Origin of the sequence: Desulfonatronum zhilinae (assembly GCF_900182865.1) — a bacterium.
Taxonomy (GTDB): Bacteria; Desulfobacterota; Desulfovibrionia; order Desulfovibrionales; family Desulfonatronaceae; genus Desulfonatronum; species Desulfonatronum lacustre.
On record NZ_FXUJ01000004.1, the window covers coordinates 86139 to 98990 of the forward strand.

The 12852-nt window shown below is 58.7% G+C and carries 12 protein-coding genes; 10 read left to right on the top strand and 2 right to left on the bottom strand.

All coding sequences use genetic code 11. The features are described from left to right. Positions 1 to 15 precede the first annotated feature (15 nt). The 5 genes from rpsD (at position 16) to selD (ending at position 4322) form a co-directional block, all read left to right on the top strand. On the top strand, positions 16 to 642 hold the full coding sequence (gene rpsD, locus AC559A_RS05285; RefSeq protein ID WP_028570891.1) for a 30S ribosomal protein S4: 627 nt from the start codon (positions 16 to 18) through the stop codon (positions 640 to 642). A gap of 18 nt (positions 643 to 660) precedes the next feature. Then, positions 661 to 1713, top strand: a complete 1053-nt coding sequence (locus AC559A_RS05290) for a DNA-directed RNA polymerase subunit alpha (RefSeq protein WP_498816619.1) — start codon at positions 661 to 663, stop codon at positions 1711 to 1713. Next, positions 1691 to 2173: a 50S ribosomal protein L17 gene (rplQ, locus tag AC559A_RS05295; RefSeq protein WP_051434234.1), complete on the top strand. Its 483-nt coding sequence runs from the start codon at positions 1691 to 1693 to the stop codon at positions 2171 to 2173. The genes AC559A_RS05290 and rplQ overlap by 23 nt, the downstream gene beginning before the upstream one ends. A 90-nt stretch (positions 2174 to 2263) precedes the next feature. After that, positions 2264 to 3262: a selenium metabolism-associated LysR family transcriptional regulator gene (locus tag AC559A_RS05300; protein WP_498816620.1), complete on the top strand. Its 999-nt coding sequence runs from the start codon at positions 2264 to 2266 to the stop codon at positions 3260 to 3262. A 4-nt stretch (positions 3263 to 3266) separates the two neighbouring features. Next, complete coding sequence (gene selD / locus AC559A_RS05305; protein WP_498816622.1) at positions 3267 to 4322, top strand: selenide, water dikinase SelD; 1056 nt, start codon at positions 3267 to 3269, stop codon at positions 4320 to 4322. 50 nt (positions 4323 to 4372) lie between these two features. On the opposite strand, the gene AC559A_RS05310 is transcribed toward selD, so the two are convergent. After that, positions 4373 to 4765: a Fur family transcriptional regulator gene (locus AC559A_RS05310; RefSeq protein WP_498816624.1), complete on the bottom strand. Its 393-nt coding sequence runs from the start codon at positions 4763 to 4765 to the stop codon at positions 4373 to 4375. Positions 4766 to 4983: 218 nt separating this feature from the next. Here AC559A_RS05310 and AC559A_RS05315 point away from each other — a divergent pair, with 218 nt between their 5' ends. The 3 genes from AC559A_RS05315 to AC559A_RS05325 are packed head-to-tail and all read left to right on the top strand — an operon-like array spanning position 4984 to position 7591. Next, positions 4984 to 6006, top strand: coding sequence for a metal ABC transporter solute-binding protein, Zn/Mn family (locus AC559A_RS05315; RefSeq protein WP_498816626.1), 1023 nt, complete (start codon positions 4984 to 4986; stop codon positions 6004 to 6006). Between the two features lie 11 nt (positions 6007 to 6017). Continuing rightward, a complete protein-coding gene (locus AC559A_RS05320) occupies positions 6018 to 6782 on the top strand; it encodes a metal ABC transporter ATP-binding protein (RefSeq protein ID WP_028570895.1) in 765 nt (254 codons plus the stop codon). After that, the gene (locus AC559A_RS05325) at positions 6779 to 7591 is read left to right on the top strand and encodes a metal ABC transporter permease (protein ID WP_035261137.1); all 813 of its coding nucleotides are present in this window, start codon (positions 6779 to 6781) and stop codon (positions 7589 to 7591) included. The genes AC559A_RS05320 and AC559A_RS05325 overlap by 4 nt, the downstream gene beginning before the upstream one ends. A gap of 124 nt (positions 7592 to 7715) precedes the next feature. Here AC559A_RS05325 and glmS read toward each other — a convergent pair whose 3' ends face one another. Beyond that, the gene (gene glmS / locus AC559A_RS05330) at positions 7716 to 9539 is read right to left on the bottom strand and encodes a glutamine--fructose-6-phosphate transaminase (isomerizing) (protein WP_498816629.1); all 1824 of its coding nucleotides are present in this window, start codon (positions 9537 to 9539) and stop codon (positions 7716 to 7718) included. A 373-nt stretch (positions 9540 to 9912) separates the two neighbouring features. Here glmS and AC559A_RS05335 point away from each other — a divergent pair, with 373 nt between their 5' ends. Together AC559A_RS05335 and cooS are read left to right on the top strand one after the other, a co-directional pair. Beyond that, positions 9913 to 10788: a YitT family protein gene (locus AC559A_RS05335; RefSeq protein WP_028570916.1), complete on the top strand. Its 876-nt coding sequence runs from the start codon at positions 9913 to 9915 to the stop codon at positions 10786 to 10788. Between the two features lie 149 nt (positions 10789 to 10937). Next, complete coding sequence (gene cooS, locus AC559A_RS05340; protein ID WP_498816631.1) at positions 10938 to 12827, top strand: anaerobic carbon-monoxide dehydrogenase catalytic subunit; 1890 nt, start codon at positions 10938 to 10940, stop codon at positions 12825 to 12827. Positions 12828 to 12852: the final 25 nt, after the last annotated feature.

Consider the following 12852-nt stretch of genomic DNA (forward strand, 5'->3'; position numbering starts at 1 on the left):
GGGAGGTAGGAGATTTTGGCCAGATATACTGAAGCAAAATGCCGATTGTGCCGCCGGGAAGGCGCAAAGCTTTTTTTAAAAGGTGATCGCTGTTTCACCGACAAATGTGCTTACGAGCGGCGTTCATACGCACCCGGAGAGCATGGCCGCGCACGCAAGAAATTCAGCGACTATGCGTTGCAGTTGCGGGAGAAGCAGAAGTTGCGCCGAACTTTCGGAGTTCTCGAGCGTCCGTTCCGAAATTATTTTTCCAAAGCCGACAAGCAGCGAGGCGTGACCGGCACCAACTTGTTGGTATTGTTGGAAACACGCTTGGACAACGTGATTTATCGCATGGGGTATGCCAACTCTCGCGACCAGGCCCGACAGCTGATCCGCCATGGTCATTTCACACTGAACGGCCATAAAGTGAACATCCCCTCCTTACGGATGCGCATTGGAGACGAGATCGTGGTCAAGGAGTCGAGTCGAAAGATTCCCGTGATTCTGGAAGCCCAGCAAGTCATCGCCCGACGCGGAACTCCCGCTTGGTTGGAAGTCGATGGTGCTCAGCACAAAGGCAAACTTGTCTCTGTTCCGACTCGCGAAGATATATCTTTTCAGATCAACGAACAGCTCATCGTTGAGCTGTATTCAAAATAATCTTTGCAGGTGCATAGAATGTTCATTCGTAAAGGCGACAAGCTCCTCAACACCCGCAATTGGACGGAATTGGTCAAGCCCGACCAGCTTGTCAAAGACAAGCGCTCCTCCAATACCTACGGCAAGTTTATCTGCGAGCCGTTGGAACGCGGATTTGGGACAACCATTGGCAACGCCCTGCGTCGCGTCCTGCTGTCGTCCATGCAGGGGGCGGCCATCGTCGCCGTACGCATAGAGGGCGTCCAGCACGAGTTTTCGACAATTCCAGGAGTTCTGGAGGATGTCACGGATATTGTGCTCAACCTGAAGCAAGTCCGATTGGCCATGACCACCGACGAGCCGCAACGTCTTCAGCTCACGGCGAACTCGAAAGGTGCCGTCACCGCCGCCGCCATCCAGGAGAATCAGCGGGTTAAGGTTTACAATACGGATCAGCTCATTGCCACGTTGACGGAGGACATCGATTTTCGCTTGGAACTGGAAGTCCGGATGGGCAAAGGATATCTCCCTGCGGAAATGCATGAAGGGGTGGACGAAGAGATCGGGTTGATCGCGTTGGACGCGAATTTTTCTCCCATACTCAAAGCCGCCTATTCCGTGGAGCAAGCGCGAGTCGGCCAGATGACCAACTATGACAAGTTGGTCATGGAAGTCTGGACCGACGGGTCGTTGCGTCCCGATGACGCCATTGCCTACTCCGCCAAGATACTTAAAGATCAACTCTCCGTGTTCATCGCCTTTGACGACAGCGAGGATGAACAGGGAACAACGGACGCCGCGGACCAAAACATCGATCCGCTTTTGTTCAAGTCCATTGAGGACCTTGAACTATCCGTAAGGGCAACCAACTGCCTGAAGAGCGCCGGGATTTCCATCTTCGGGGAATTGGTTCAAAAGACGGAAAACGAAATTTTGGAAACGCGGAATTTCGGTCGCAAGTCGCTGGAGGAAATTCGGCGCGTGGTCAATAAAATGGGCTTTGATTTTGGGACCGACGTTCCCAACTTCGAAGAGAAATATCAGGAATGGCTGAAGAAGGAAGATACTCATGAGACACAGGAAGAGCGGTAGAAAGTTCAACCGGACCCCGGCTCACCGAAAGGCCATGTTTCGGAACATGGCCAGCGCGTTGATCCAGCATGGCCGTATTCAAACCACGGAAGCCAAGGCCAAGGAACTCCGCGGCGTGGTCGAAAAACTCGTGACCAAGGCAAAACGCAATGACCTGCATTCCAGACGGCTTGTGTACAAGGTATTGGGCGATCATGCGCTGGTTAAACGCTTGTTCGACGAGGTTGCTCCCTTGTATAGGGATGTTCCCGGCGGATATACACGCGTATTGAAGCTTGGGGCTCCACGCCCGGGAGATTGCGCGCCTTTGGCTTTTATCGAATTTACGAAGCATCAGGCCGTGACTGGGCAAGCTGAACAGGGAGTAGCCCCCGCGACCACTGCTCCGCAAAGCGCGGCTCCACTGAGTCCTGCGTCCGAGGAAGCCTCTCCGGCTTCTCGGGAAAAGTCCGCTGAGTGAACCGTCGAGATGCATGATAAAGGCAGAGCAATTGCTCTGCCTTTTTTTTGATTTGGTTGATAGTTAAAAGCTATTGTTTGGATCGTGAATATGGATATGCGTCAACTGCGAGCCTTTGCCAAGGTCTATGAACGCAGGAGCTTTTCCCGGGCGGCGGAAGATATGGCTTTGTCCCAACCAACCATCAGCGCGCATGTGGCCTCGTTGGAACAGTCCATCCAGGTTTCGCTGTTTGATCGCTTGGGGCGCAGTATTTTACCGACCCAGGCCGCTGATATTCTCTATGGACACTGCGCGTCCATCTTCGCCTCCCTGGACCGAGCCGAGTCCGAAATTCGTCTACTGTCCAACGACGTATCCGGCGAGTTGAAGCTGGGAGGAAGCACTATTCCCGCAAACTACTTGTTCCCCGAATTGCTCAGCCGTTTTTTGCGAAGATATCCCAATGTGCGCATCTCGCTGGCCGAAGGCGATTCCTTGGATATCCTGGACTTGATTTCACGGGGCAAGCTTTGTGTCGGCGTGGTCGGCGCCAAGGACGAATCGTCGGAACTGGAATTTCAGGCCCTGGTGGACGACTCGCTTGTGGTCTTGGCGGCGCCAAGTTTTTTATCCGGACGTCGTCCACCCTTCAGCGTTGAATCCATTGTTAAAATGCCTTGGGTGGTGCGCCAACCCGGATCCGGTACGCGACTTGCCGTGGAGCAGGCTCTGGAAAAAGCAGGATGTCCGCCCAAGGAACTAAACGTGGTGAGCGTCGTGGACGGCACGGAAGCCTTGTTGCGTTTCGTGCGTTGCGGCATGGGAATTTCCGTCAGCTCCCGTCTGGCCGCTCGGGAATACCTTCAACGCGGAGAATTGACCGTCGTCAGTATTCCGGAACTGCACTTCGAGCGCAGTTTTTTCGTTGTCCACCATCCCTTGCGCCACCAGTTTCCGGTTGTACGGTATTTTTTGAAATTCGTCACCGAAGCAGCCGAAACGTTAGAACAACCCGAGGCGAGCCAGCATCAGGCCGAAGGGAACGTGTTCGACTTGGTGCGCCGATCCGGTGGCCACTTTGGTTCACTCCATCATCAACAAGGGTGAGATTATGATCAATCTTGATGCATGCGCTCTGGTCCGCGGCGTCAGTGCCGCCGGTTGAGCCTCTAAAATATCTCCAGGGGACCTGGAGAGCGTTTTGAAAGACCTCGCCATTCGTTCGGACGAGCGCGTACTTTCAGGAACGGCACATGCCGAGGACGCGGCGATACTGCGTTTTCCGCCGAACATGGCGCTGGTTCAGACCGTTGATTTCTTCACGCCCATTGTCAACAATCCTTATTGGTTCGGGCAAATAGCCGCGGCAAACTCCCTTTCGGACGTCTATGCCATGGGCGGGACCCCGTGGTGCGCCATGAACATCGTCTGTTTTCCGATCAAAAAGCTTTCCAAGGATATCCTTAAGGAAATTCTGCGCGGCGGATTGGACAAGATTCAAGAGGCCGGCGCGGTGTTGGCCGGCGGTCACAGCGTCGAAGATCAGGAGGTTAAATACGGTTTGGCGGTCACCGGCTTCGTCGCTCCGGAAGGCTTCGCGACCAATGGCGGTTTGCGTCCCGGCGATCAGCTGATCCTGACCAAGCCGTTGGGCTCCGGCGTTTTGGCCACGGGGCTGAAGGCCGAATTGTCCGGCGCGGAAGAGCTGGAAAAGCTTTTGTACCACTGGGCCGGGCGACTGAACCGAATTGGTGGGGAAGTCATTGCCAAGCTGGGATTAAAAGGCGCCACGGACGTGACCGGATTCGGCCTGGGCGGTCACCTGCTGGAAATGGCCAATGCCTCGGATGTGCGGATTATCCTGGAAGCCGAAAGCGTCCCGGTTCTGGATCAGGCCATGGAACTGATCGCCATGGGCATGCTCCCGGCCGGGAGTTTCGCCAACAAAACACATTGCGCCCGGCAGGTGAAAATCAAGCCCGGCGTGGACGCTCTGCGCGCGGATTTGATCTTCGACGCCCAAACTTCAGGAGGCTTGGTGTTAGGGGTTGCCGAGGAGCAAGTGGCCGAGGCCCAAAGGATGCTCCAAGAGGGTGGTGATCTGAGCGAAGTCATCGGGCGGGTCGTTCGGCATCAGCCCGGGGAGCCACGCCTGGAGATCGTGTAGTTGCTCGGCCCCGGGAGCGACGAATCAAACGCCGTTCGTTCCGCCCGGGTTCAGGGATGCGCGTCTGTCAGCCCTCCACGACAGTCCTTGCAGCGTCCGAACAGGAACACTTCGTGGTCCTCCAATTCAAACCCTTCCGGAACCATGCGGTGCAGGTCGGCGGGACATTCGTGGACTTCGAAGACGCGGGAACAGACACGGCACTGAAAAAAATGGTGGTGCGAACGATGCGCGTCTTCGTATCTTGGGATTTCACCCGGAATGCCGATTTGTAAGATTGCGCCCTGTTCCAGCATGTCTCGAACGGTTCGATAGACCGTGGCAATGCCCAGGCCTGGCGAGTAGTGTAAGGCCGCCCGGTGAATCTCGGGGATGGTCAGCGGTCCCATGGCCTTGCCAAGGGCCGATTGAATGGCTTGGCGTTGTTGCGTTTTTCGTTTCATTGTCGGCCTTTTTGCGGTCGCTTCCGCTCGGGGCGTTTTTGTCGTGGTCGCCCTCTCCTCTCTCTTTCTCCTTCACCATTAGCCCGGAAGGCTATCAATTGACTCTCAACAAAGCCTGTTGCTTGCCATTGGTTTGATGATATCGCAAGATCAATATCATCGAAAGGTAAAGAGGATAGGCTTACCGTATTGCGTACCGTAACCGGGAGGATGTGAATATGCGCAATTGGAGTTCAAGGTTGGGGATTGCTTTGATCGCGTTCTTGTTCGTGACGCTGGGCGCGGAATCGGTTCGGGCACAGCCTTTTGAGGTGTTCGTGAGCATTGCGCCGCAAAAGTACTTCGTGGAACGCGTCGGAGGACGATTCGTGAATGTGTCCGTCATGGTCCCGCCGGGAGCCAGCCCCCATGTTTACGAGCCGAATCCGGCCCAGATGCGGACCTTGGCCCAGGCCAAGATATATTTTGCCCTGGGGGTGGAATTCGAGAAAAATCTTTTGCCTAAGATAGCCGCGCTTAACCCTGAACTGCAGCTCGTGCACACGGATGCGGGCATCGATAAACTCTCCATGATCCCCCACCATCAGCACCGTGATTACGGGCACGACCAGGGAAAGAACCACGATCACGGACCCGAAGATGCTAACGGAAAGAGCCACGGCCATGATCATGGGCATGGGCATGGCCAGGGGCATGAACACGCTCACAACCATGGTCATGGCCAAGACCGCGGCAACGAGCACCAGCATCACGGCGGACTGGACACCCATATCTGGCTTTCACCGGACTTGGTCCGCATCCAGGCGCGGCACATCCTCGAGGCCTTGACGGCCCTCGACGGTGCTCATGCTCCGGTATATGAAGCCAACTTCAAGGCGTTCATGGCCGACCTGGACGCCCTGGACGCGGACATCCGCCATACCTTGGCTGGAAAGCAGGAGGCGGCGTTCATGGTTTTTCATCCCGCCTGGGGATACTTTGCCCGCCATTACGGGCTGGAGCAGATCCCGGTGGAGCTGGAGGGCAAGGAACCCAAAGCCCAGGACCTACAGCTACTGATTCAGCGGGCCAAGGCAGAGGGGATTCGCGTTGTCTTCGTCTCCCCGCAGTTCTCCACCCGTAGCGCGGAAACCATTGCCTCGGCCATCGAAGGCCAGACCATCGCCATCAACCCGTTGGCCGAAAACTGGATGGAGAACATGCGCACCGTGGCCGAAAAGTTCAAGCAAGCGATGCAGTAACGGAGTTTTCCATGTCCTCCCCAGTCGTGCATGCCCAGGGCGTGTGTTGCGCCTATGACGGACATCCCGTCCTGGAAGACGTGGAATTGCGTGTGCGCCAGGGAGACTTTTTGGCCGTGTTGGGGCCCAACGGCGGAGGCAAGACCACGCTGCTCAAAGTCTTGCTGGGCATCCTGAGGCCACACAAGGGCGTCGTCTCCGTGCTTGATGCGGCCCCTGGGAAAATGTCCCGCAAGGTGGGGTACGTTCCGCAGCACACCAATGTTCACACCCAGTTCCCCGTTACGGTTGAAGATGTGGTGCTGCTTGGTCGTCTGCCTCACCGTACCTTTTGGCGCGGTTTCGACGCTGCAGACCGGGGGGCGGCGCGCCAAGCCCTGGAGCGGGTGGGCATGTGGGATTTGCGTGGTCGGCGCATCGGCCGGCTTTCCGGCGGTCAGCGGCAACGTGTATTTATCGCCAGGGCGCTGGCCAACGCACCGGAATTGCTCTTCCTGGACGAACCCACGGCCAGCGTGGACCGGGACTTTCAGACCGCGCTCTACGATTTGCTCAAGGAATTGAACGTCTCCATGACCATCATCGTGGTCAGCCACGACCTCTCCATTCTCTCCAGTTACGCCACGTCCGTGGCCTGCGTGAACAAGACGCTGTATTACCACGACCGGGCCGAGTTCACCCAGACCATGCTTGAATCCGTCTATCACTGCCCCGTGGAGCTGGTGACCCACGGGCCGGTGCCCCACCGGGTGCTCAGGGAACATCGCTGCTCATGACGCCGGATTTTTTCCAGTACGAGTTCATGCGCAACGCCTTGACGGCCTGTTTGCTGATCAGCGTCTGTTGCGGGGTGATGGGGGCCCTGGTGGTGGTTAATCGTTTGGTTTTTCTTTCCGGCGGGATCGCCCACGCCTCCTATGGCGGGGTGGGGGCGGCAATCTATCTGGGCGCTTCGCCGTATCTCGGGGCCGCGTTGTGCGCATTGCTGGCTTCCCTGGTCATGGGCGGGGTCAGCCTGGGCGCGAAACATCGCAGCGACTCCACCATCGGCGTGATCTGGGCCGTGGGTATGGCCGCGGGGATCATCCTGGTGGACATGACCCCCGGGTACAACGTGGATTTGATGAGTTACCTGTTCGGGAGCATTCTGTTGGTGCCCGATACCAACCTGTGGCTGATGGCCGCGTTGAATTTGGTGGTGCTGGGCTGGGCGCGGCTTTTCTATCACGACCTGCTGGCCATGTCCTACGACGAGGAACACGCCCGGGTCATGGGCGTCCCGGTACGCGGCTTGTATTTCAGCCTTCTGGCCCTGGCCGCGTTGACCGTGGTCACGGTCATCCAGGCCGTGGGCCTGATCCTGGTCATCGCGCTGTTGACCATTCCGGCCGTGATGGCGGAAGGGTTCGCAAGGTCACTGGGAACCATGATGGTTTGGTCCGTGCTGCTGAGCACAGTGTTCTGCGTGAGCGGATTGCTTCTGGCCTACTACCTGAATCTGACCGCCGGCGCGGCCATCGTCATGGTGGCGGCCGGTGGGTTCTTCATATCTCGTTTTTTTGGAAAAATGAGAGGAACAACTTAAAACCATTGACACGCTCCTCAATAAAATATCCCCTCAGCCCTCAGCCCTCAGCCCTCAGCCCTCAGCCCTCAGCCCTCAGCCCTCAGCCCTCAGCCCTCAGCCCTCAGCCCTCAGCCCTCAGCCCTCACTCCACCGTCACGCTTTTGGCCAAATTGCGGGGTTGGTCCACGTCTTTGCCCAGGTAGACGGCCATTTCGTAAGCGAACAACTGCAAGGCCGGCAGGGCCAGAAAGGTGTTCAGCGGGCCGTAAACCTGAGGGATCTCCCAGGAGTGGTCCACGGTCAGATCGAATCCGGACTGGCACAAGGCGATGACCCGACCGTTGCGGGCCTGGACTTCAACCAGATTGGAAACGACCTTGGGCAGCAAGGCGTCATTCAAGGCCAGGGCAAAGGTGGGGAATTCCGGCTCGATCAGGGCGATGGGGCCGTGCTTCATTTCTCCGGCCGCATAGCCTTCGGCGTGGATGTAGGAGATTTCCTTGAGTTTCAAGGCGCCTTCCAAGGCCAGCGGGTAGGCCGGGCCCCGGCCGAGGTAGAAAAAGCTGTGCGCCGTGCTGTATTCCGGGGCCAGTTCCTGGGCCTTGCCGCGCAGGCGAGGCAGTTCGGCTTCCAAAACTTGGGGCAGGCCGAGCAGTCCGGTGATGATCGAGGTCTCCACTTCCCGAGCCAGTGTTCCCTTGCGTCGGCCCCAGTACAGGGCCAGCAGGGTCAACAGGACGAGCTGGCTGCACATGGCCTTGGTGGAGGCCACGCTGATTTCCGGCCCGGCCTGGGTGTAAATCACGCTGTCCGCCTCCCGGGCTACACTGGATCCCACCACGTTGCACAGTCCGAGCACGGGCACCCCGTGCTCCTTGGCCAGACGCATCCCGGCCAGGGTATCCGCGGTTTCTCCGGACTGACTGATGGCCAGGACGAGATCGTCCGGCATGAAAAGCGGGTTGCGATATCGGAATTCCGAGGCGATTTCCACGCGAACCGGAATTTTCGCCCACGACTCCAGCAAGTGTTGGCCCCACAGCCCGGCATGATAGGACGTGCCGCAGGCCACGATCTGGATCTGGCCCGGGACGGGTACGGCCTCCAGCTCCGGCAGGGTCACGGACAAGGCTTTGGCGTCCACGCGTCCGGCCAGGCAATTGGCGATCACCGCGGGCTGCTCGAAGATTTCCTTGAGCATGAAGTGACGGTAGCCGCCTTTTTGCGCGGCCTGAAAATCCCAGGTGATGTGGTGGACCTTCTTTTCCAGGGGTGCCAGAGTGGCGGCATCAAAGACCTGCCAGGAAAAAGGCTCCAACTCCACCAGTTCGCCGTCCTCCAGAAAGACGACGTCCCGTGTATAGCCCAGAAACGCCGGGATGTCCGAGGCCACGAAGTTTTCTCCCACGCCCACGCCCAGCAACAGCGGGCTGGATTTGCGGGCCGCCCAGATTTTGTTCGGCTCATCCAGGTTGAGAAAGGCTGCGGCATAGGTGCCTTCAACTTGAGCTAGAGCCTTGCTGAACGCCTCGCGTAGAGTGACGTCGGAGGTCCAGAGCTCGGCGATAAGCTGAACCAGCACTTCGGAGTCCGTATCCGAGAAAAACGTACGTCCTTTGTCTTTGAGCATTTTTCGAAGCGACTGGTAGTTCTCGATGATCCCGTTGTGCACCAGGGCCAGGCGGCCTCCCGGGTCGCGATGGGGATGGGCGTTGCGTTCCACGGGCAGGCCGTGGGTCGCCCAGCGGGTATGGCCCAGGGCCGTGGTGGCGTGAAACATGTCCTGGCCGTTGAGACGGGTTTCCAGCTCGCACAGCTTGCCCTCGGCCCGAATGACGTGCAACTCGTCGTGCTGCGCAAAGGTTACGCCCGCGGAATCGTAGCCGCGGTACTCCAGACGCTTCAGTCCTTCCACGATGATGGGCACGGCCGGTCTGTGCCCCGCATAACCGATGATTCCGCACATGGTTGATGGTCCTCGCGACGTTTGCTGGTGAAGGGAGACGATTCGACCCTGGGACGTTCTACCAAAACGCGTTTTGAAAGCGGTTTCTTCTTAGCCTCTGAACCATGAAAAGTCATCCGGAAACAGATACGAGGGACCGGGACTCGTCCTGATTCGTGCGGCCTCTTCGCGGTCTTGCTCCCGGCATCGGGGTCATGTAGGTATGGGCTGTTCGGCGATGTGGCTCTGACCCATGGTCGTCGGACTGGCCCCGCACAATATCGCCGCTGATCATTTCCTGCCGGTTGTTTCAGAGCTATCAGAAGTACTTTTCAGACCTCGCATAGGCGGTACATCGAAATAAGGCACTTCGTCGGAACGGAGGGAAGACCGCATGGCCGGCAATTGGGCGGAGCAGTTCCGCGTTACGACATATTCCATCTCCTGGAACCTGCTGTTGATCACGATGGGGGCTTTGATCCTCGCCTTCGGAGCCAAGGCCATCGTCGTTCCTCAGGAATTCATCAGCGGCGGCGTGACCGGGGTCGGCTTGATTCTGAGTTACGTGGTCGGAATTTTCCCGCCCGGTGTTTGGCTGCTGATCCTGAACATCCCTATTTTCATTCTCGGCTGGATCTGCGTCAGCAGGCGGTTTTTCTTCTACAGCCTGTACGGCATGCTGCTGCTCAGCCTGGGGCTTGATACCATCCCATGGACCCTGATCATTGAGGACACCCTGCTGGCCGCTCTGACGGCCGGAGCCATTATGGGAGCCGGGTCGGGCATCGCCTTGCGGTCCTTGGGATCCCTGGGCGGGCTGGACGTTATCTCGGTCTTCTTGAGCCAGCGTTTTAATCTCGGGATCGGGAAATTTTCCTTCGGCTTCAACATGGTCCTGTTTTTCGGGAGTCTGTTCTTCATCGGTCTGGAGCAGATGCTGTACTCGGTGTTTCTGGTTTTCGTCCACGCCATGGTTATGGACTACTTCCTGGGCATGTTCAACCAGCGCAAAATGGTGCTCGTGGTCTCGGAAAAGCCCGACGAACTGGCCAAGGCCATCTTGAGCACCATCAACCGGGGCTCGACCTTTCTTTACGGTCGCGGCGCCTACACCGGTAAACGCAAGAAAATTCTGTTGACCGTGGTCACCAGCTTACAGCTCAAGCGTCTGGAAGAAGTCATCTTCACCATCGATCCCAAGGCCTTCACCATCGAGGAAAATACCCTGAACGTCATCGGCCAGGGTTTTTCCCGGCGCAAGGTCTACTGAGCATGACCCTCGTGCGCGAAGATATATGAAAACAAAGCTCATGGAGGGCAATCTGTTGTCGGCCAGCCGACAGACGCACTCAGGTTTTGGTGCTATGGCTTCTTGAAAAATTCTTCCCGCATCCGTCACCCACAACAAAGGAGAGCGCCATGGCAGAGAAGCTACCCCGAAGAGCAGAGGACCTTTCCATTTGGCCGGACGCCCAAAAAATGATCGAGAAGGCCAGACGCGACAACGTGGAAACCGTCTGGGACAGGCTGGCGGAGCAGCGGCCGGCCTGCACGTTCTGTAAGCAGGGCCTGAGCTGTTCCAAATGCGTCATGGGACCGTGCCGGATCACCCCGGGCAAGGGCAAGCGGGAGCGCGGCGTGTGCGGAGCGGATGCGGACTTGACCGTGGCCCGAAACTTCGGCCGGTTCGTGGCCGCGGGAGCGGCCTCGCATTCGGACCACGGACGGGACCTGGTGGAGACGCTGTTGGCCGTCGGCCAGGGCAAAACATCGGACTACGGCATCCGCGACCCGGAAAAACTGCGTCGCATCGCGGCTGAGGTGGGCGTGACCGTTCAGGGCAAAAGCGACAAGGAGATCGCTCGGGCCCTGGCCGAAACGTTCATTGAGGACTTCGGCTTTGCCACGCCCTCGGTCTCCTTTGTCGCCCGCGCCCCTGGAAAGCGTCGGGAGTTATGGGAAAAACTGGGTATCACCCCCCGGGGGATCGACCGGGACGTGGTGGAAATGATGCACCGCACGCATATGGGCGTGGACAGCGACGCGGTGAGCCTGTGCCTGCATTCGGCCCGGGTGGCTCTTGGAGACGGCTGGGGCGGCTCCATGATCGCCACGGAGCTGTCGGACATCCTTTTCGGTACCCCTACTCCCAGGAAGGCCCAGGTCAACCTGGGCGTGCTCAAGGCGGATCAGGTCAACGTGGTGGTCCACGGCCACAGCCCCATCGTCTCGGAAATGATCCTGGCCGCGGCTCGGGATCCAGAATTGATCCGGAAGGCCAAGTCGTCCGGAGCGTCCGGGATCAACGTGGCCGGCCTGTGCTGTACGGGCAACGAAGTGCTGATGCGCCAGGGTATTCCCATGGCCGGCAACCATCTGATGACCGAACTGGCTCTGGTCACGGGCGCGGTGGACTGCATCGTCGTGGACTACCAGTGCATCATGCCTTCCCTGGTGACCATCGCCGGCTGCTACCAGACCCGGTTTATCTCCACCTCGGACAAGGCCAAATTCACCGGGGCCGAACATGTGGAGTTCAACTACGCCAACGCCCGGCAAAAGGCCGTGCAGGTGGTGGAGGCGGCCATTGAGGCGTTCACCAAGCGCGACCCCGGCCGCGTGGATATCCCCGCCGAGCCGGTGGAATTGATGACCGGCTTTTCCAACGAGGCCATCCTCGGTGCGTTGGGAGGCACTCCCGGCCCGCTCCTGGAAGCGATCAAGGCCGGACAGATCCGGGGAGCCGTGGGCATCGTGGGCTGCAACAACCCCAGGCTGAAGCACGATCACGTCCATACAGAGCTGTGCAAGGAGTTGATCAGGCGCGACATCCTGGTGCTGATCACCGGCTGCGCCACCGTGGCCATGGGCAAGGCCGGGCTGATGGTACCAGAGGCCGCGGACAGAGCCGGAGAGGGCCTGAAGGCCGTGTGCACGTCCCTGGGCATTCCGCCGGTTCTGCATGTGGGCAGTTGCGTGGACAATTCGCGGATCATTCATCTCTGCGCCATGCTGGCCGACGCCCTGGGCACGGACATCAGTGACCTGCCCGTGGCGGCCAGCGCCCCGGAATGGTACTCCGAAAAGGCCGCGGCCATCGGCCTCTACGCCGTGGCCAGCGGGATATGCACCCACCTGGGCCTGCCGCCGCATATCACCGGCAGCGAAACCGTGACCAATCTGGCTTTGAGCGGCCTGGAAGGCGTGGTCGGGGCCTGCTTCGGCGTGGAGGCCGATCCGCACAAGGCGGCGGAGGCCATTGACGCGCGGATTTCGGCCAAGCGGCAGAGCCTGGGGTTGACGCCGTAAGTTGAACCTTCTCGGGGGATGGACG

What these genes read in the sequence shown, in the direction of transcription:
- AC559A_RS05335 (WP_028570916.1), top strand. Translation starts at nt 9,913, where the DNA reads ATGGCCGGCAATTGGGCGGAGCAGTTCCGCGTTACGACATATTCCATC.
- rplQ (WP_051434234.1), top strand. Translation starts at nt 1,691, where the DNA reads ATGAGACACAGGAAGAGCGGTAGAAAGTTCAACCGGACCCCGGCTCAC.
- AC559A_RS05315 (WP_498816626.1), top strand. Translation starts at nt 4,984, where the DNA reads ATGCGCAATTGGAGTTCAAGGTTGGGGATTGCTTTGATCGCGTTCTTG.
- AC559A_RS05325 (WP_035261137.1), top strand. Translation starts at nt 6,779, where the DNA reads ATGACGCCGGATTTTTTCCAGTACGAGTTCATGCGCAACGCCTTGACG.
- AC559A_RS05300 (WP_498816620.1), top strand. Translation starts at nt 2,264, where the DNA reads ATGGATATGCGTCAACTGCGAGCCTTTGCCAAGGTCTATGAACGCAGG.
- AC559A_RS05310 (WP_498816624.1), bottom strand. Translation starts at nt 4,765, where the DNA reads ATGAAACGAAAAACGCAACAACGCCAAGCCATTCAATCGGCCCTTGGC.
- AC559A_RS05290 (WP_498816619.1), top strand. Translation starts at nt 661, where the DNA reads ATGTTCATTCGTAAAGGCGACAAGCTCCTCAACACCCGCAATTGGACG.
- AC559A_RS05320 (WP_028570895.1), top strand. Translation starts at nt 6,018, where the DNA reads ATGTCCTCCCCAGTCGTGCATGCCCAGGGCGTGTGTTGCGCCTATGAC.
- cooS (WP_498816631.1), top strand. Translation starts at nt 10,938, where the DNA reads ATGGCAGAGAAGCTACCCCGAAGAGCAGAGGACCTTTCCATTTGGCCG.
- glmS (WP_498816629.1), bottom strand. Translation starts at nt 9,539, where the DNA reads ATGTGCGGAATCATCGGTTATGCGGGGCACAGACCGGCCGTGCCCATC.